The organism is Agromyces sp. Y558 (assembly GCF_059445415.1).
Window position 1 is genome coordinate 1,776,613 of the sequence record NZ_JCAIUH010000001.1, and the last position, 16,570, is coordinate 1,793,182.

Annotated in this window: 18 protein-coding genes; 9 read left to right on the plus strand and 9 right to left on the minus strand. The window is 69.3% G+C overall.

Annotated features, from left to right (window positions below; translation table 11 throughout):
* Positions 1-6: 6 nt before the first annotated feature.
* The 3 genes from AC1C2T_RS08340 to AC1C2T_RS08350 all read right to left on the minus strand — a co-directional run bounded on the left by AC1C2T_RS08340 (position 7) and on the right by AC1C2T_RS08350 (position 2,941).
* Entirely contained in the window at positions 7-831 is an 825-nt protein-coding gene (locus AC1C2T_RS08340; protein WP_495384946.1) for an ABC transporter ATP-binding protein, read from the minus strand.
* A complete protein-coding gene (locus AC1C2T_RS08345; protein WP_495384947.1) occupies positions 828-1,844 on the minus strand; it encodes a FecCD family ABC transporter permease in 1,017 nt (338 codons plus the stop codon). Before AC1C2T_RS08345 ends, AC1C2T_RS08340 begins: the two co-directional genes overlap by 4 nt.
* Positions 1,845-1,912: 68 nt before the next feature.
* Positions 1,913-2,941: a FecCD family ABC transporter permease gene (locus tag AC1C2T_RS08350; protein ID WP_495384948.1), complete on the minus strand. Its 1,029-nt coding sequence runs from the start codon at positions 2,939-2,941 to the stop codon at positions 1,913-1,915.
* 104 nt (positions 2,942-3,045) lie between these two features.
* Between AC1C2T_RS08350 and AC1C2T_RS08355 the strand changes: the two genes are divergently transcribed.
* Positions 3,046-4,041: an ABC transporter substrate-binding protein gene (locus AC1C2T_RS08355; RefSeq protein ID WP_495384949.1), complete on the plus strand. Its 996-nt coding sequence runs from the start codon at positions 3,046-3,048 to the stop codon at positions 4,039-4,041.
* A 1-nt stretch (position 4,042) separates the two neighbouring features.
* Positions 4,043-5,758, plus strand: coding sequence for a siderophore-interacting protein (locus AC1C2T_RS08360; protein ID WP_495384950.1), 1,716 nt, complete (start codon positions 4,043-4,045; stop codon positions 5,756-5,758).
* 77 nt (positions 5,759-5,835) lie between these two features.
* Here AC1C2T_RS08360 and AC1C2T_RS08365 read toward each other — a convergent pair whose 3' ends face one another.
* Complete coding sequence (locus tag AC1C2T_RS08365) at positions 5,836-6,636, minus strand: alpha/beta fold hydrolase (protein ID WP_495384951.1); 801 nt, start codon at positions 6,634-6,636, stop codon at positions 5,836-5,838.
* Between the two features lie 84 nt (positions 6,637-6,720).
* Here AC1C2T_RS08365 and AC1C2T_RS08370 point away from each other — a divergent pair, with 84 nt between their 5' ends.
* From AC1C2T_RS08370 to AC1C2T_RS08385, 4 genes are all read left to right on the plus strand, one after another.
* The gene (locus tag AC1C2T_RS08370; protein ID WP_495384952.1) at positions 6,721-7,347 is read left to right on the plus strand and encodes a TetR/AcrR family transcriptional regulator; all 627 of its coding nucleotides are present in this window, start codon (positions 6,721-6,723) and stop codon (positions 7,345-7,347) included.
* Positions 7,348-7,370: 23 nt separating this feature from the next.
* Positions 7,371-8,258: an alpha/beta fold hydrolase gene (locus tag AC1C2T_RS08375; RefSeq protein ID WP_495384953.1), complete on the plus strand. Its 888-nt coding sequence runs from the start codon at positions 7,371-7,373 to the stop codon at positions 8,256-8,258.
* Positions 8,259-8,415: 157 nt separating this feature from the next.
* Positions 8,416-8,901, plus strand: coding sequence for a hypothetical protein (locus AC1C2T_RS08380; RefSeq protein ID WP_495384954.1), 486 nt, complete (start codon positions 8,416-8,418; stop codon positions 8,899-8,901).
* Positions 8,902-8,947: 46 nt separating this feature from the next.
* The gene (locus tag AC1C2T_RS08385) at positions 8,948-10,471 is read left to right on the plus strand and encodes an ATP-dependent DNA ligase (RefSeq protein ID WP_495384955.1); all 1,524 of its coding nucleotides are present in this window, start codon (positions 8,948-8,950) and stop codon (positions 10,469-10,471) included.
* Positions 10,472-10,589: 118 nt separating this feature from the next.
* Here the strand turns inward: AC1C2T_RS08385 and AC1C2T_RS08390 are convergent, their stop codons facing one another.
* Positions 10,590-11,198: a dihydrofolate reductase family protein gene (locus AC1C2T_RS08390; RefSeq protein WP_495384956.1), complete on the minus strand. Its 609-nt coding sequence runs from the start codon at positions 11,196-11,198 to the stop codon at positions 10,590-10,592.
* Between the two features lie 248 nt (positions 11,199-11,446).
* Here AC1C2T_RS08390 and AC1C2T_RS08395 point away from each other — a divergent pair, with 248 nt between their 5' ends.
* Both AC1C2T_RS08395 and AC1C2T_RS08400 read left to right on the plus strand, forming a co-directional pair.
* Positions 11,447-11,674, plus strand: coding sequence for a hypothetical protein (locus AC1C2T_RS08395; protein ID WP_495384957.1), 228 nt, complete (start codon positions 11,447-11,449; stop codon positions 11,672-11,674).
* 82 nt (positions 11,675-11,756) lie between these two features.
* Positions 11,757-12,389 carry an MBL fold metallo-hydrolase gene (locus AC1C2T_RS08400; RefSeq protein WP_495384958.1) on the plus strand — a complete coding sequence of 211 codons (633 nt, stop codon included), beginning with the start codon at positions 11,757-11,759 and terminating at the stop codon, positions 12,387-12,389.
* Positions 12,390-12,398: 9 nt separating this feature from the next.
* Here the strand turns inward: AC1C2T_RS08400 and AC1C2T_RS08405 are convergent, their stop codons facing one another.
* Positions 12,399-13,355, minus strand: coding sequence for an NAD(P)/FAD-dependent oxidoreductase (locus tag AC1C2T_RS08405; protein ID WP_495384959.1), 957 nt, complete (start codon positions 13,353-13,355; stop codon positions 12,399-12,401).
* A 67-nt stretch (positions 13,356-13,422) separates the two neighbouring features.
* On the opposite strand from AC1C2T_RS08405, the gene AC1C2T_RS08410 reads away from it, so the two are divergent.
* Entirely contained in the window at positions 13,423-14,016 is a 594-nt protein-coding gene (locus AC1C2T_RS08410; RefSeq protein WP_495384960.1) for a helix-turn-helix domain-containing protein, read from the plus strand.
* Positions 14,017-14,157: 141 nt separating this feature from the next.
* Here AC1C2T_RS08410 and AC1C2T_RS08415 read toward each other — a convergent pair whose 3' ends face one another.
* Genes AC1C2T_RS08415 through AC1C2T_RS08425 form a run of 3 tightly spaced genes read right to left on the minus strand, consistent with a single transcriptional unit; the run spans position 14,158 to position 16,476 of the window.
* On the minus strand, positions 14,158-14,463 hold the full coding sequence (locus tag AC1C2T_RS08415) for an EthD family reductase (protein ID WP_495384961.1): 306 nt from the start codon (positions 14,461-14,463) through the stop codon (positions 14,158-14,160).
* 4 nt (positions 14,464-14,467) lie between these two features.
* Positions 14,468-15,916: a dihydrolipoyl dehydrogenase family protein gene (locus AC1C2T_RS08420; RefSeq protein WP_495384962.1), complete on the minus strand. Its 1,449-nt coding sequence runs from the start codon at positions 15,914-15,916 to the stop codon at positions 14,468-14,470.
* A complete protein-coding gene (locus AC1C2T_RS08425; protein ID WP_495384963.1) occupies positions 15,913-16,476 on the minus strand; it encodes a hypothetical protein in 564 nt (187 codons plus the stop codon). The genes AC1C2T_RS08420 and AC1C2T_RS08425 overlap by 4 nt, the downstream gene beginning before the upstream one ends.
* Between the last annotated feature and the right edge of the window lie 94 nt (positions 16,477-16,570).

The following is a 16,570-nucleotide window of genomic DNA, read 5'->3' on the forward strand; positions in this document are numbered from 1 at the left end:
GCCTGCTCAGGCGGCGCCGGGCAGCACGACCGGGGAGCCGAACACCGGGTCGAAGATGATGCGCGCCGACAAGCCGAACAGCTCGTGGATCAGTTCGGTCGTCACGATGTCCTGGGGTGTGCCTTCCGCGACGATGCGTCCGTCCTTCATCGCGATGAGGTGGGTGGCGAACCGCGCCGCCTGGTTGATGTCGTGCAGCACGGCCACGATCGTGCGCTCGCCATCGCGCATCCCCGAGATGAGTTCGAGCACGTCGTTCTGGTGGCCGATGTCGAGGAAGGTCGTCGGCTCGTCCAGCAGCAGCACGGCAGTCTCCTGCGCAAGCGCCATGGCGATCCACACCCGCTGCCGCTGGCCGCCGGAGAGCTCGTCGACGCGCCGTTCGGCGAGGTCGGCGACACCGGTTGATGCGAGGGCGGTGGCGACCGCGTTCTCGTCGTCCACCGACCAGCTGCGCAGAATGCTCTGGTGCGGGTAACGGCCGCGGCCCACCAGATCCTGAACCGTGATGCCGTCGGGGGCGATCGGCGCCTGCGGAAGGAGGCCGAGTCTTCGGGCGAGCTCCTTCGTCGGCACCGAGCGGATGTCGGTTCCGTCGAGCAGTACGGTGCCCTGCTCCGGTCGCAGCAGACGGGCGAGCGAGCGCAGCAGCGTCGACTTGCCGCAGGCGTTCGGCCCGATGATGACCGTCAGCTCGCCCGGTGGGATCTTCACGTCGACGCCGTCGATGATCGCCGCCCCGGTGCGGTATCCGATACGCAGCCCGCTGCCGGTGAGCGTGGGGGCCGGCGGAGCCGACACCGCGGCACCATGTTCGAAGGAATCCGTCACTTCCGTCTCCCTTCGACGATGAGCAGCCACAGCAGGTAGATGCCGCCGATGCACACCGTGACGGCGCCCACCGGAAGCTGGATGTGGGCAATCGCGTGCTGCGCGATGAGATCCGCAGACAGCAGCACCACCGCGCCCACGAGGGCCGCCGACACGACGTCCACCGACGTGCCGCGTCCGCGCAGACGCCGGCCGATCTGCGGTGCGGCGAGCGCGACGAAGGCGATCGGCCCCGCCGTCGCGGTCACCACTGCCGTCGCGGCCACGCCGATGACGACGAGCAGCGCCTTGGTGGGTTCGACGGTCACGCCGAGCGCGGCGGCGGCATCGTCGCCGAGTTCCAGGCGGCGCATTCGCTGTTGGGCCAGCGGCAGCGTCAGCACGATGAGCGCGAGGACGATCGCCCCGAAGATCACGGAGGTTTGGTCGGCGAGAGTCAGGCTGCCCGCACCCCAAACTGCCGCGCGCATCGCCTCGTCGACGTCGGCCTTCACGGAGAACCACTGATTGATGCCGCCGAGGAAGGCGCTCATCGCGATGCCGACGAGAATCAGTCGCATCCCCGACACCCCCTGCCGGAACGCGAGGAGGTACACGATGGCCGCGGCGACCAGACCGCCGACCATCGCGGCGGTGACAGTGGCCGCGTACCCGGTGATCCCGAGCATGAGCATGACGATGACGCCGGTGTAGGAGCCGGCGTTGAAGCCGATGATGTCGGGGCTGCCGAGCGGGTTCCGGGTGAGCGACTGGAAGATGGCTCCGCTGATGCCGAGCAGCGCGCCGAAGATGATCGCGGCGAGGACGCGGGGACCGCGCCACTCGAGCACGACCTTCTTCGCGGAGTCGTCGCCGCCGCCGGTGAGCACCTGGACGACCTCGGGCACCGAGATCGGGAACGAGCCGAGTGTCAGTCCCCAGATCGCGAGCGCGGCGATCACGATGAGCAGCACGACGGCGACGATGAGTGCGCGCCGATCGATGCGGACGCTCGCGCCGCCGCCGCGCAGCACCAGTGTTCGATTCGGTGCTCGTCGCGGAGCCTCCCTTTTGAGGAGCTTCGCGGGCGCCGGCCCGCCGGTCACAGGTGCACCGTGCGCGGGTTCCGGGCGAGCAGTGCGAGGATCGGCGCGCCCACGAGGGCGGTCACGATGCCCACCTGCAACTCGCTGTCGACCATGACGCGGCCGAGGACGTCGCAGCCGAGCAGCAGGATCGGCGCGACGATCGCCGAGAAGGCGATGATGCGCCGCTGGTCGGGGCCGGTGAACGGGCGCACGAGATGCGGCACCATGAGCCCGATGAAGCCGATCGGTCCGACGGCGGCCGTGGCCGCGCCGCAGAGGAGCGTGATCGACACGGCGACCCCGACCCGAACCAGGCCGACCCGTGCGCCGAAGGAGCGAGCGACGTCGTCGCCCAGCGTGATGGCATTGAGCGCTCGGCCGCTCAGCAGCGCCAGCACGAGGCCCACGATGATCCATGGGGCGACGGCTTCGATCGTGCCTGCGGGGCGATCGGCGAGGGTACCGGCACCCCAGAAGCGCATCCGATCGAAGGTCTCGACGTTGACGAGCGCAAGCGTCTGCGAGAAGCCGATGAGCACGGCGCTCGTCGCGACGCCGACCAGGGTCATCCGCATGGGCGACGGTGGCCGCTCGCCGAGCGCCGCCAGCAGGTAGACGAGCACGGCGGCGAGGAACGCGCCGAGGAAGGCGAGCGGAAGGTACTCGTGAATACGGGTGACGCCGAGGAAGGCAACGCCCACGGCGACCGCGAAGCCCGCACCGGCGTTGACGCCGAGGATGCCGGGGTCTGCGAGCGGGTTGCGGGTGAGCGCCTGCATGAGTGCGCCCGAGACACCCAGCGCCGCGCCGACGAGTACTCCGAGGATCGTCCGCGGCACGCGGAGTCCGAGCAGGGTGGCCTCGGCGATGGGGTCTTCGGGTGCGGTGACGGCCTTCCACAACTCGGCGAGCGGGATCGGAGCAGACCCGATGACCAGGCTCGCGACGCACAGCACGGCGAGGATGACGACGCCGACGAGGAAGGGGAGAAGCACGTTCGTGGCACCGCGACGAGGCGCAGTGAAGACGGTGGCTGCAGGCATGGAGGAGGAGGTGACCGGGTTCGAATCGTCGCTAAGGTAAGGCTAACATTACCGGTGCGCCACCTCCCAGGCCGCCAACCTCCGCCCAGACCGAAAGCGATTTCATGCGCCCTTCACGCCTGCTCGCAGCCACCGCTCTCCTCGTATCGGTCGCCCTCGGCGCGACCGCGTGCGCCGCCGCCCCGGCCGACGCGGACGAGCCGGCCGCCGCGACGCCCGCGACGCGCGTCGTCACGACCGACTACGGCGACGTCGAGGTCCCGACCGACGCGAGCAAGATCGTCGTGCTCAACTACGCGCTCGCCGGGTACCTCTACGACCTCGACCAGCCCGTCACCGCGACCATCCCCGAGAGCGCCGATGCGACGGAGGGCGAGTTCTCCGAGCTCTGGGGCGACGCGCCGGAGGGGGACGGCACGGTCTTCCTCCCGTGGACCGTCGACGGCTTCGACCTCGAGGCGATCCTCGCGCAGGACCCCGACCTGATCATCGGCGGAGGCATCGGCTTCCCGCTGTTCCAGGCTGAGAAGGTCTACGACGAACTGAGCGACATCGCCCCCACCGTGCTCGTCGGCAAGTCCCTCGACACGTGGAAGGAGCAGTTCTCCTTCCTCGCCGATGACGTCTTCGGTCAGAAGGACGACTACGACGAGGCCGTCGCGGCGTACGAATCACGGGTCGCCGAGGTGCGCGATGCGATCACGCCGCCTGAAGCCCCGGTGGTGTACATCGCGTTCACGGGCGACGGCACTGCCTACCCGCTCGTCGAGTCGGTCGGCCTGCCGAAGGAACTGGCCGAGGTCGGCCTGGAACCGGCTCCGATCTTCGCAGACGGCGACTTCGAGGTCTACGGCGGCGGCGGCGACATGTTCGAGCTCTCCACCGAGCAGGCGGGGCAGACGCTCACGCAGCCGACGTTGTTCGTGATGGGCTTCAACGGCGACACGATGGATGCCGAGACGCTCGGACAGAACCCCGTCTACGCGGCGCTTCCCGCATTCCAGAACGACAGTGTCTACACGCTCCCGTACTGGTCGCTGCGGGGCGACTACGACGAGGCGTTGGCCACGCTCGACGTCATCGAAGCACTCTTCGGCTGAGATGGCACTGCGCGAGTTCGTCACGCATCCGCTCGTTCTGCGACGGCTCGAGGTGACCGCCGTCCGCGACGTCACTCCACGCATGCGGCGGGTCACCCTGGGCGGCGCGGAGGCCGCCGCATTCGAGCGCGATGGACTCGCGCACGGCCCCTTCCATGCGCCGGGGTTCGACGATCACGTCAAGGTGATCTTCGCCGAGCACGGTGACGTCGAGAACGTGCTGCCGGTGCAGCTGGCCGAGGGGATCGAGTGGATCCCGGCCCCGGATCGGCAGGCACGCGACTACACGCCGCGACGTGTCGCGGACGGCGAGGTCGACCTCGACTTCGTCCTGCACGGCGCCGGGCCCGCCGTGTCGTGGGCGCGTTCAGCGGAGCCGGGCGATGCGCTCTGGCTCGTCGGACCCAAGTCGTCGATCGTCCTTCCGGCGTCGATGGACTGGGTCGCGCTGGTGGGCGATGAGACCGCGCTGCCCGCGATCGGCCGATTCTTCGACGAGCGGCCGACGGATGCCCCGGTGCATGCGGTCATCACGATCGCTGCGGCATCCGCTCGACAGGAACTCGCGCTGCGCGACGGAGACACGATCTCCTGGGTGGTGGCGCCGTCGACCGACCGCGATGCGCTCGAGGCCGCGGTTCGCGCGGCCGTGCCGAGCGGGGGCGACGGGTTCGTCTGGGCGGGCGCCGAGAGCCGCACGCTGCTGCCGACCCGGCGGTTCCTGACGAAGGAGCGCGGCCTCGCGAAGACCCGGATGAATCTGACCGGCTACTGGCACGCCGTCGACGAAGCGGATACCCCGCAGCATCCCGAGGTCGCCTCGCCGCTGGCCTGGTTCGTCGTGCGAGCGGCGCTGCGCTGCGGTCTCCTCGATGAGATCGCCGATCACCCCGATGCGAGTGGCGACGAGATCACCGCCCGCCTCGGGCTCTCCCGCGGCGCCCTCGATGCGCTCACGCCGACGCTCATCCACCACGGCATGATCGCCGTCGACGGAGGGCGATTCCGACTCGATGCCGCCGGGGAATCGCTGCTGGCCGACGAGCACGAACGAGATGAGTTCGACGGGCACGAGGCCGACGTGCTGCTCGCGCTCACCGAGCTCGCGCCCGCCCTCCTCGATGGCGGCTCGCCGTGGGAGAAGGCGAACCGGGCGACTCTTGCCGCCGAGGTCGCGGCTGACGCCGAGACGTTCGACGAGCTGTGTCACGCGGCGGAGGTGCTGCGCTTCGTCGGCGGCGCCCTGTTCCGCGACGAGCTGTGGCGCGATGCTTCGCGCGTGCTGCTCACCGGTCCAGGATCGGCGGAGGTCGCCGACCTCGCCGCGGAGGCCGGGATCGAGGCGACGTTCCATGTGACCGGGGACGGAGCATCCGCACTCGCCAACCGCAGCGACCAGCTCGGCGAAGATGGCGGCGGCGTCGCCGATCTCGCGATCGCGGCCTTCGCCCTGGGGCATCGCACCGATGCCGAGGCGCGCGAGCTGCTCGGTCGGCTCCGCGAACGGGTCGACGTGCTGGTGGTCGTCGACGCGGCTCGCGCCGACTCGCTCAACCCGGCGGCGCACGAATCGCCGGTGCTGGCCCTGGCGGCGAACGGCGTCGGACTCCGCGATGAAGTGGCGCTAACCGCCCTCGCAGCAGTCGCCGGTTGGCGTCACGAGCGCACGATCGCGCTCGGGTGGGGCATCGAAGCTGCGGTGCTGCGCGCGCGTTGAGCGCGGCGCGGCCTTCGCCCCAGCCGGCCTTCATGCGACAGTCGACTGTTGGCCGAACAAGGACGTGGCGCAGGCCGTCAGCCTCGAAGCGGTGTAACTCGCTGCGCCGCGTGCACGAACGCGGCGAGCTCGGTGGCCATGGCCTCGGGCTCCCAGCCGTGCTCGCTGCCCGGCATCGCCTTCCAGGTGGCACCGGGCACGGCGTTCGCGATGGACTCGGCGGCCGGCGTCATGATGTCGTAGGTATCGGCGCCGACCATCGCGAGCACGGGCACGCGGATGCCGCCGAAGAGCTCGGCATGCGGTGCCGACTCGGCCCAGGCGAGGGATTCGCCATCGGGCCGAAGGCTCGGCGCCTGGTCGATCATGGCGGGAATGCTGCGCACGATCTCGAGGATCTCGGGCGGCATGTCCTTCATGTACTCGTCGAGCGCACCGCCGAAGTCGCCCGCATCGATGCGCCGGTTCACTTCATCGGCCCAGTCGCGTGCGCCGCTGTTCGGCGGGGCGAATGGGGCCTCCCAGAGGGCGAGCCCACTGACGGCGAGCCCGTTCACCGCGGCACGGAGGGCGATCGAACACCCCGAGGAGTGGCCGCAGAGCACCGCGCTGCCGCCGGCGACCTCGATCAGTGCCTCAATCGCCGCGAGTTCGCGCTCGAGCGAGATCGTGCCGTCGGCGGGGCTCTCGCCCCGACCGACTCGGTCGTAGACGATCGTCGTGACGCCACGCTCGGCGACGAGTTCGGCCGTGCGCGTGGTGTCGGGATCGATCGCCCGCCACGGCCCGGCGCCGACCACGAAGATCAGCGCGGGCCCCTCACCGCGCCGGTCGTAGGCGACTCGGTCTCCGGCGGAGGTGGTTACGAACTCGGACATGGATTCCTCTTCTCATGAAATGGACTGACCAGTTTGATTTGATCAAACTAGACTGTTCAGTACTGCGCGTCAAGAGGAGGAACCATGGTCGCCACGGAACTGCCCCGATCGGAGCGGAAACGCCGCGCGATGCTCGCCGCGGCCGAGCAGCTCTTCCTGCGCAACGGCTACCTCGGCACGAGCATGGACGAACTCGCCGAGCTCTCGCAGGTGTCGAAGCAGACCGTCTACGCCCACTTCGGCAGCAAAGAGGCGCTCTTCGTCGAACTCGTCTCCTCGATGACCGGCAGTGCGGGCGACGGCCTGCACGACCTCGACGATGAGCCGGCTCCCGACGGCGATGTGGCCCGCTACCTCGAGAGCTACGCCGTGAACGAGCTCGCCGTGGTGATGACCCCGAGGCTGCTCAACCTGCGCCGCCTGGTGATCGGCGAAGTCGGCCGCTTTCCCGACCTCGCCCGAGCCCTGTACGAGAACGGTCCGGAGCGCGCCATCCGCTCCCTCGCGAAGGTCATGACTTCATTGGCCGAGCGCGGGCTGCTTCGCATCGAGCATCCGTTGGAGGCGGCGACGACCTTCAACTGGCTCGTCCTGGGGGCGCCGGTGAACGAGGCGATGCTCCTCGGCGATGCCGCCATTCCTTCCCCGGAGGCCATGCGCCGACACGCCGCGCACGCGACGCGGGTGTTCCTCGCCGCCTATGGCGCCTGACGATGATCGTTCCGGTGATTCCAATGGACGACACCGCCCCTGTGACGGGCGACGATGCCATGATCGACGGGATGCCTCCCTTCGCTGCACACGATGGAACCGAACTCGCGTACCACCTGCGCGGAGACGGCACTCCACTGATCTGCGTGCCCGGGGGGCCGATGCAAGATTCGGTGTACCTCGGCGATCTCAGCGGCCTCTCCGCGTACCGGCAGTTGATCCTGCTCGACCCCCGGGGCACCGGAGACTCGGCCGTGCCGACGGATGTCTCGTCGTACCGTTGCGATCGTCTCGTCGACGACCTCGAGGCGCTGCGCGAGCACCTCGGACTCGAACGGTTCGACCTGCTGGCGCACTCCGCGGGCACGAACGTGGCGGTGCTGTACGCCGCCCGCCACCCCGATCGAGTCGGCAGGCTCGTGCTCGTCACCCCGAGTCCCTCGGCCGTCGGGCTAGTGGTCACCGCCGACATGCGCATCACCACCGCGCGGCTGCGCGCCGAAGAGCCGTGGTTCGAGGCATCCTTTGCAGCCCTCCAGGCCATCGTCGCCGGCGAGGCTACCGACGACAGCTGGCAGGCTGTCGGGCCTTTCTATTACGGGCGATGGGATGCCGCGGCGCAGGCGCATCGGGCCGCCGATGACGCTCATCGCAACAACGAGGCCGCTGCCGTCTTCGGAGCCGAGTGCGCGTTCGATCCCGAGGCCACGCGTTCGGCCCTCGGCGCATTCGACCCGCCCGTGCTGTTGCTCGCCGGGGAGATCGACCTGAACTCGCCTTCGGCGATGGTGGCCGAGTTCGCGTCACTGTTCCCGAACGCCGAACTCGTCGTGCAGGCCGGCGCCGGTCACTTCCCGTGGCTCGACGACCCCGATCGGTTCACCGCGTCTGTTGCAGTGTTCCTCGAGTAGTCGGGTCGAGTCCAGCACCGATCATCTGGACCCGCTCGACCGAATGCACGGCGGCACACGCTGAGCTTCGACTCGCCCGCGCGCCCTACCGGAGTACGGGGCGAGATGGCTCCTCTGAGGGATGCGACGACGACGATGCCGTTCGTAGTGTCGCCGCATGAACACACCAACCAGCGTGAGAATCTCAGTGTCAGCATGGTTCGCGGCGGTCGCCGCCGGAGCCATCGAATCCGTCCTCGCCATCAGCGAGATCGCCGGGCAGGGAGGGCTGGACGCAGGGGCCTGGCTCAGTCTCGGCTTCCGCGTCGTCGCGTACACGGTCGCCATCGTCATGATCACCCGCCTCCTCCGCGGAAGTCGCGCCGCCCGCATCGGGCTGACCGTGCTGCTGAGCGTCATCGGACTCGCATCGCTCGTCGTTCCGGCCGCGTTCGCTCTTGCAGACGGTGAGACCATGCTCGAGGCCTTCGGAAGCGGGGGCCCGCTCGGAGCGGTCTTCCTCGTCGTCCGGATGGCGCACATCCTGCTCGTCATCGTGGCAACGGCCGCGATGTTCAGCCCGACGGCCAGCGCGTACCTGACGAGCGCCAAGCGCGCCGGCAAGCCTCGCGAGATGACGAGCACCTCGTCTTCTGGCGCGTGACCCGTTCGGCCGCCGGCATGTCGGTCGTCGGTGCGAGACTGGCCGTGTGCTGCTCGACGAACTCGTGCTGACTGCCGACACCGTTGCGTCCACCCGCTCGCGACTCGCGAAGGTCGACGCGCTGGCCGAACTGCTGCGCCGCCTCGAACCCGACGAGATCGCGCCGGCGGTCGGCTTTCTGGTGGGCAAGCCTCGGCAAGGCCGCGTTGGCGTCGGATGGCGCGGGGTCGCCGCAGCGGCAGCGGCACCCGCTGATCAGGCCGGCATCACCATCGGTGAGCTCGACGCCGCGCTCGGGCGGTTGGCCGCGACATCCGGTGCCGGGTCATCGGGTGAGCGCGCTCGGGAGCTGCGCGAGCTGATCGGGCGTGCCACCGAACGCGAGCAGGGTTTCATCGGCCGGGTGCTGCTCGGCGAGGTGCGCACCGGCGCACTCGAGGGGGTGCTGACCGACGCGATCGCACGCGCCGCCGATCGCCCCGGCGACGTCGTACGCCGTGCCGCCATGCTCTCGGGCGATCTCGGCGAGACCGCCCGGCTCGCGCTCACCGGCACCGAAGCCGAACTCGAAGCCGTCGGCCTCGTCGTCGGGCGGCCCGTGCTGCCGATGCTCGCGGCGACCGCGTCGAGTGCGGCGGCCGCCCTCGAGACCACCGGCGAGGCATCCGTCGAGTTCAAGCTCGACGGCGCACGCATCCAGGTGCATCGTGCCGGCGACGAGGTGCGCGTCTTCACCCGCAACCTGGCCGACGTCACGCACCGCCTACCCGAAGTCGTCGACGTCGTGCGAAGCCTGCCGGTGCGCGACGTCATCCTCGACGGCGAGACGCTCTCACTCGACGAAGACGGTGCGCCACGGCCGTTCCAAGAGACGATGTCGCGATTCGGTGCGGATGCCGCGCGCGACACCCTGCTGCATCCGTGGTTCTTCGACGTGCTGCACGTCGACGGGCGCGACCTGCTCGACGAACCGCTCTCGGCGCGGCTCGCCGAACTCGAGCGCATCGCGCCCGCCCAGCGCATCCCCGGCGAGGTGACCGCCGACCCCGAGGTCGCCGAGCGGGTGTCCCGCGACGCGCTCGCCGCGGGGCAAGAGGGCGTGGTCGTCAAGGCGATCGGCTCGCCGTACGCGGCGGGCCGGCGCGGGTCGAGTTGGATCAAGGTGAAGCCCGTGCATACCTACGACCTCGTCGTGCTCGCGTGCGAGTGGGGCTCGGGGCGGCGCACCGGATGGCTCTCGAACCTGCACCTCGGGGCGCTCGACCCCGTCGGCGAGTTCGGCGAGCCGGGCGAGTTCGTGATGGTCGGCAAGACGTTCAAGGGGCTCACCGACGAGCTGCTGCGATGGCAGACCGAGCGGTTCCCACAGATCGAGACCCGGCGCACCGCGAACACCGTGTGGGTCGAGCCGAGCATCGTCGTCGAGATCGCGATCGACGGGGTGCAGCGCTCGAGTCGCTACCCCGGCGGCATCGCGCTGCGCTTCGCGCGCGTCAAGCGCTATCGCGATGACAAGCGTGCGGCCGAGGCCGACACGATCCAGACGCTGCGCGGGCTGTTGCGGGGATAGCGCGTGAATGGGTGGATGGCACACAACTCCCGAGTGCTCCTGATCTCTTCGATGCGCCCCGATACTGATGCCCCTGATGCAGCCCTGATCGGCGGGCGCTTGGGCGCGCGGGTCAGGGCTACTCCGAGATGTCGATGCCGGTAACGGGCTCGCCCGCGGGCTCGTAGACGAGCTGGATCGCACCCTTCGGGAAGACCTTGGGCGGCTCGGCGAGTGTGAAGGCCGACGGCACCAGGCCGTCGATCCAGAGTCGCTTGCCGGTGCCCAAGGTGATCGGGTAGACCCAGAGATTCAGTCGGTCGACGAGATGTTCCCTGAGCAGGGACTGCACGAGGTCACCGCTGCCGATGACGTGAATCTCTTCGAAGCGGTCGCGAATCGCGGCCACGTCGGTCGCGACATCCGTCACCACCGTCGTTCCAGCCCAGCTCGGATCGGTCAGCGTGTTCGAGGCGACGAACTTCGGCACCGCGTTGAACTTGGTCGCGATGGGTTGGTCGCCGGCGTTCGGCCAGTAGCCGGCGAAGATGTCGTACGTCTTGCGGCCGAGCAGCAACGCCTGCAGGCGATCGATGCCGGCACCGATCGACTCGCCCGACTCGTCGTCGAAGTACGCGCCCTGCCAGCCGCCGAACTCGAATCCGCCATCACGATCCTCGTCTGGGCCGCCCGGGGCCTGATACACCCCGTCGAGGGTGATGAAGAGGTCGACGACGATGATTCCCATGATCTGCTCCTTCGCGGTGAGACGGCGTTCGACGTGCGGTCGGATCCGTCGATCATTCGGTCGGTCCTGAAGCGGATCCCGTCTGCACGATACGACCGATCGCCGCCCGCCGCGAGCCCCTCGTCGACGGGAGCGGGCTCAGCGCTGCGGGTTCGCGGAACTCGCGCGCACGACGAGCGGCGCGGCCGGCGCGGCCGGCGCGCTGTTCCTGGCCGACCCGTTCCTCGCCGCGGGCCAGTTCGAAGTCGGTGCCCGACCTGTTGCTCGACACCCTGCACTGGGGCAAGGGCCTCGTCTGGGTCAACGGTTTCCTGCTCGGCCGCTACTGGCGCCGCGGACCGCAACGCACCCTGTTCGTGCCGGGGCCCGTGACGCGCGCCGGCGGCAACGAGGTCGCGGTGCTCGAGTTCGAGGCGATCGCCGAGCCGGTCATCCGCACGCTCGCGGCGGCGGATCCCGGCCACACGGAGATCTGAGCCGAGCAGCCGGACTCGACTCGCCGACGCTATCGGATCTCACCGTAGGATCGGCGACGAAGCGGATCGGAAGGGTGGACACATGGAGCTCACGAAGTACGGCCACGCCTGCGCGCGACTCGAACGCGACGGGCGTGCTCTCGTGATCGACCCCGGCGTGTTCGCCGACGGGCCGGTTCTCGACGGGGTCGAGGCGGTGCTCATCACGCACGGGCACTCCGACCACGTGGATGTCGAGCGGCTCGCGGCGTGCGGCCCCGAGGTCGAGGTGTGGACGTCCGCCGCGGTGGCCGAACTGCTCGCCGGCATTCCCGCGACCGTGCACGTCGTGAGCGACGGGGATCGGTTCGAGGCCGCCGGCTTCCCGGTTCGCGTCTTCGGAGAGTGGCACGCCCGGAGTCATCCCGACAACCCGATCTCGACGAACCTCGGCTTCCTCGTCGACGACGAAGTGTTCTACCCAGGTGACGCGCTCACGGTGCCGGGGGTGCCGGTGCCCACGTTGCTCCTGCCCGCCCAGGCACCGTGGATGCTCGGGGCCGAGATGGTCGCGTACTTGCGCGAGATCGGGCCGCAGCGCGCCTACGCGACCCACGACGGCCTGTTCAACGAGCACGGGCTGGCGCACATCGACGGCTGGCTCGAGCACGAGGCCGAACACGCCGGGGCCGAGATTCGCCGCCTTGCGGTGGGGGAGTCGGTCACGCTCGCCTAGGCGGCACGATCACGCGGCGCGCGCGGCGTGGATCTCCTCCTCGATCAGATCTGCGTTGACCGCCGCGCCGGCGAGATTGCCGGCGCCTGAGGCGAGTGGCACCGAGGCCATCGGATTCACGACATTGCCCGCCGCCCAGAGCCCGGGCACGCTCGTGCGCCCGGTGGGGTCGACGCCGACCCAGTCGCCCTCGCCGAAGGCCGGGCCCGAGGCGGCGCCGAGGCTGAGCAGCAGTGCGTCGTTCGGCACGAAACGCGGGCCGAGGAAGATCGAGTCGAGCGGCACGACGGCGCCGTCGGCGAGGCGGATGCCGCGGAGTCGCCCGTCATCATCGGCGAGCACCTCAGCCCACGGCCGGTCATCGAGGGCGATGCCCCGAGCGGTCATCCCGGCCAGGGCGTCGGTCGTGACATCCGTGCCGTTGGTGAAGAAGGTCACCGACGACGACCACTGCCGCAGCAACTGCACCTGGTGCACGCTGCGCTCGCCGGTGGCGAGGACGCCGATGCGCCCGTCGCGCACCTCCCAGCCGTCGCAGTAGGGGCAGACGACCGCCCCGGTGCCCCATTGCTCGGCGAGGCCGGGCAGTTCGGGCAGCTCGTCGCGAAGGCCGGTCGCCACGAGCAGGCGACGTGCGGAATGCTCCTCGCCGGAGTCGAGGGTCACGGTGAAGCCACCCTCGTCGGCGGCCACGGCGCCGCTGCGCGCGACCTCGACGGAGGCGACCTCGCCGTCGCGCACGACACCGCGGTAGCGCTCGACTTCTTCGCGGCCCCGCGCGAGCAGTTCGCGCGGGGACCAGCCGTCACGGCCGAGCACGCCGTGCATGTGGGCGGCGAAGCGGTTGCGCGGTGCACCGCCGTCGAGCACCAGCACCCGGCGCCGAGCGCGCACGAGCATGAGGGCGGCGCTGAGCCCGGCGCTGCCGCCGCCGACGATGATGACATCCCACGATTCACGTTGCATGCGTCCACCCTCGCGATAGTCTGAAATCGACGCAACGCACGTTGCCGAAACGGCAAGGAGGAGTCAGATGGTCGACGACATCGAAGCCATGCTCGACTCGGTCGCCCCGCGGCTTCGTGGGCTCCGCCGCCGCCGCGGGTACACGCTCGCCGAGCTCGCGGCCGAGACGGGCATCTCGACGAGTACGCTCTCGCGCCTCGAATCGGGGCTGCGCCGGCCCACCCTCGAACTCCTCGTTCGCATCGCCGCCGCCTACCGGGCGAACCTCGACGACCTCGTCGGCGCACCTCAGATCGCCGACCCCCGCATCCACCCGAAGCCCTTCTACCGCGACGGGCGGGCGATCATCCCGCTCACCAGGCAGAACCCCGAGCTGCGCGCCTTCAAGATGGTGCTGCCGGGGTATCCGAGCGATCAGCCCGTCGCGCAGGGATCCCACGAGGGCTACGACTGGATCTACGTGCTGAGCGGCCGGGTGCGTCTCGCGCTCGGCGACGAGGAGATCATCCTCGAAGCAGGCGAGGCAGCGGAGTTCGACACTCGTGTTCCGCACGGCCACGCGAGCGCCTCGAGTGAGCCGGCCGAGATCCTCAACCTACTGAGCGTGCAGGGGGAGCGGGTGCACCTGCGCACCGGGTCGGCGGACGACGCACGCGCGTGAGCGATCGACCATGTGTCGGCGCGCAAGTACGCGGCGACTTCGACCGGCGTCATGCCCCTTCTTCTCGCGCATCCCACACGCGCGAGAAGAAGGGGCATGATCGCCGGGGCGCAGTCTTCAGTGCTGCGCGCCCGACGCTGGTCAGGCTCGTTCGATGTCGGAGAACAAGCCGCTGAACGGTACTCCCGTGCCGATCAGTCGCTGGAAGAACTCTCCCGCGACATGCGTCGCGACGGCCGCCGAGGCGGCTTCGTACGACTCGAAGTACAGGTCGAGGGTGCGATGCGCGGGAGTGGGTGTTCCGTCCTCTTTGGGCCAGACCTTTGCCGCCTCGATTCGCTGCAGCGCGGGCAGCTGCTCGGCGAGGGCGACGATCTCCGGGTAGGCGTTTTCGAACTGGGCCGAGTCGGCGGGGTTCTCGATGATGATGGTGATCTTCGTGGGCATGATGTCACATTCCTTTCTGGTCGCGTACTTGTGCTTCGGCCGGCCGGCCGTAGGTCTCCAGGAGCCGGAGCCAGATCTCGCTGATGGTCGGATACGCGGGCACCGCGTGCCAGAGCCGTTCCATGGGGACTTCTCCGACGATGGCGATGGTCGCTGCGTGCACGAGTTCAGCGACGTCCTGCCCGACGAACGTCGCGCCGACGATCAGCTGCCGGTCCTCGTCGACGATGAGCTTTGCGCGTCCGGTATAGCCGTCGGCATGGAGCTTCGCTCCGCTGACCCAGCCGAGGTCGTACTCGACCGCGCGGTAGTTGAGCTGCTTCTGCCTGGCGCCTTCCTCGGTGAGACCGACGGCGGCGACCTCAGGGTCGGTGAACACGACGCGCGGAACTGCCGCATGGTCGGCGGTGGCGACGTGCTGTCCCCACTTCTCGTTGGCGACGGGCGATCCGCTCAGCCGTGCCGCGATCGCCTCCCCCGCGGCGCGTGCCTGGTACTTGCCCTGATGGGTGAGCATCGCACGTCCGTTCACGTCACCGACTGCGTACAGCCAGTCGGTGCCGTGCGCGAGCATGGTGTCGTCGACGGTGATTCCGCGGCTGACATCCAGTCCCAGTGCTTCGAGACCGAGGTTGTCGGTGGCCGGGCGTCGCCCCGTCGACACGAGGAGCTCGTCCGCGCTGAGGGTGGTGCCGTCGGCAAAGGTTATCGTGACGATGCCAACGGCGTCGCGGTCGACTCTGGCGAGGCCCGCCGCGGTGTCGACCTTCACGCCTTCAGCAATCAGCGCTGCGGCGACATGCTCGCCCACGAACGGCTCTTCGCGCTCGAGCAGGCGAGTGCGGGAGAGCAGTGTGACCTGTGAGCCGAGAGACGAGAACGCGAACGCGAGTTCGGTGCCGGCCACGCCGCCCCCGATGATGGCGAGCCGGGGAGGTACGTGGTCAGCGGAGGTGGCCTCCCTGGTGCCCCACGGCGAGGCCTCTGCCAGGCCGGGAATCGGAGGGAGGACGGGAACGGAGCCGGTCGCGACTGCGACGGCCTTGGCCGTGTAGACGCGATCGCCGACGGTGACCTGCCCTGTGCCGGTGATGTGGCCGTGCCCGCGGATGAGGTCGATGCCGGCGGATTCGATCCAGGAGACCTGGCCGTCGTCGTTCCAGTCGTCCGTGAAGGACGTGCGTCGCGCAAGGACGGCGGCGGCATCGATGTGATCGGTGATCGCCTCGCGCGCTCCCGCCAGGCGGCGTGCGGCGCGGATCGCGTGTCCGCTGCGCAGGAGCGCCTTGGAGGGCATGCACGCCCAGTAGGAGCACTCGCCTCCGACGAGCTCGGATTCCACGATCGCGACGCGGATGCCGCGCTTCGTGGCGTAGTCGGCGACGTTCTCGCCGACCGCTCCGCCGCCGACGACGATCAGATCGTAGTCGTGTGCGATGGAGCCGGCGGTCATGCTGCGACCTTCTTCCGCAGCACGATGGACAGACGGATGGCGGAGATCAGGAACAAGACCGCACCCAGAAGGGCATAACCCGCCACTCCCGTGATCATCCCGTTGCCCTGAAGACCCTGCGCGATGAATGCCCCGCCGGCGAGGAGGGAAATGCCGCCGGACAGCATTTGAGGCACCTGCCCACCGGTGCGGCGGTTGCGAATGGCGGTGATCAGCTGGGGGAGACCCGCGCCGATGGCCCACACGCCCCACACAGTCAGCGCGGTGGAAGCCGACACCGTCGATGCCCAGCCGAGGGCGATCGCCACGAGAACGCTGACGATGACATTGATCCATTCCGAGACCTTCGCGCGACGGTTGTCGCCTTCGGAGCGGATCTGCCAGAAGACGGATGCTGCGTCGAACAGCGGGTACACGATCAGCAGGGTCGTGAGGAAGGCTCCCGCGGCCCCGCCGGTCAGGAACAGCAATATCGCCCAGACCACGGTGAACCCGAAGCGGACGAAGTACAGGCTGCGCAACGTGCTGCTCATGCCCGTCGAGGAGGTGGTATCTGACATCTTCAACATCTCATTTCGAATAGTGCGTATGTAGAGTTACTAGTACGTCTACCGAGAGACGATAGCCCTGTCATCGGGGAAGCGCAAACGTGGC

Coding starts and splice junctions, on each gene's coding strand:
- AC1C2T_RS08350 (WP_495384948.1), bottom strand. CDS start 2,941: ATGCCTGCAGCCACCGTCTTCACTGCGCCTCGTCGCGGTGCCACGAAC.
- AC1C2T_RS08355 (WP_495384949.1), top strand. CDS start 3,046: ATGCGCCCTTCACGCCTGCTCGCAGCCACCGCTCTCCTCGTATCGGTC.
- AC1C2T_RS08360 (WP_495384950.1), top strand. CDS start 4,043: ATGGCACTGCGCGAGTTCGTCACGCATCCGCTCGTTCTGCGACGGCTC.
- AC1C2T_RS08365 (WP_495384951.1), bottom strand. CDS start 6,636: ATGTCCGAGTTCGTAACCACCTCCGCCGGAGACCGAGTCGCCTACGAC.
- AC1C2T_RS08370 (WP_495384952.1), top strand. CDS start 6,721: ATGGTCGCCACGGAACTGCCCCGATCGGAGCGGAAACGCCGCGCGATG.
- AC1C2T_RS08375 (WP_495384953.1), top strand. CDS start 7,371: ATGGACGACACCGCCCCTGTGACGGGCGACGATGCCATGATCGACGGG.
- AC1C2T_RS08380 (WP_495384954.1), top strand. CDS start 8,416: ATGAACACACCAACCAGCGTGAGAATCTCAGTGTCAGCATGGTTCGCG.
- AC1C2T_RS08390 (WP_495384956.1), bottom strand. CDS start 11,198: ATGGGAATCATCGTCGTCGACCTCTTCATCACCCTCGACGGGGTGTAT.
- AC1C2T_RS08400 (WP_495384958.1), top strand. CDS start 11,757: ATGGAGCTCACGAAGTACGGCCACGCCTGCGCGCGACTCGAACGCGAC.
- AC1C2T_RS08405 (WP_495384959.1), bottom strand. CDS start 13,355: ATGCAACGTGAATCGTGGGATGTCATCATCGTCGGCGGCGGCAGCGCC.
- AC1C2T_RS08410 (WP_495384960.1), top strand. CDS start 13,423: ATGGTCGACGACATCGAAGCCATGCTCGACTCGGTCGCCCCGCGGCTT.
- AC1C2T_RS08415 (WP_495384961.1), bottom strand. CDS start 14,463: ATGCCCACGAAGATCACCATCATCATCGAGAACCCCGCCGACTCGGCC.
- AC1C2T_RS08420 (WP_495384962.1), bottom strand. CDS start 15,916: ATGACCGCCGGCTCCATCGCACACGACTACGATCTGATCGTCGTCGGC.
- AC1C2T_RS08425 (WP_495384963.1), bottom strand. CDS start 16,476: ATGTCAGATACCACCTCCTCGACGGGCATGAGCAGCACGTTGCGCAGC.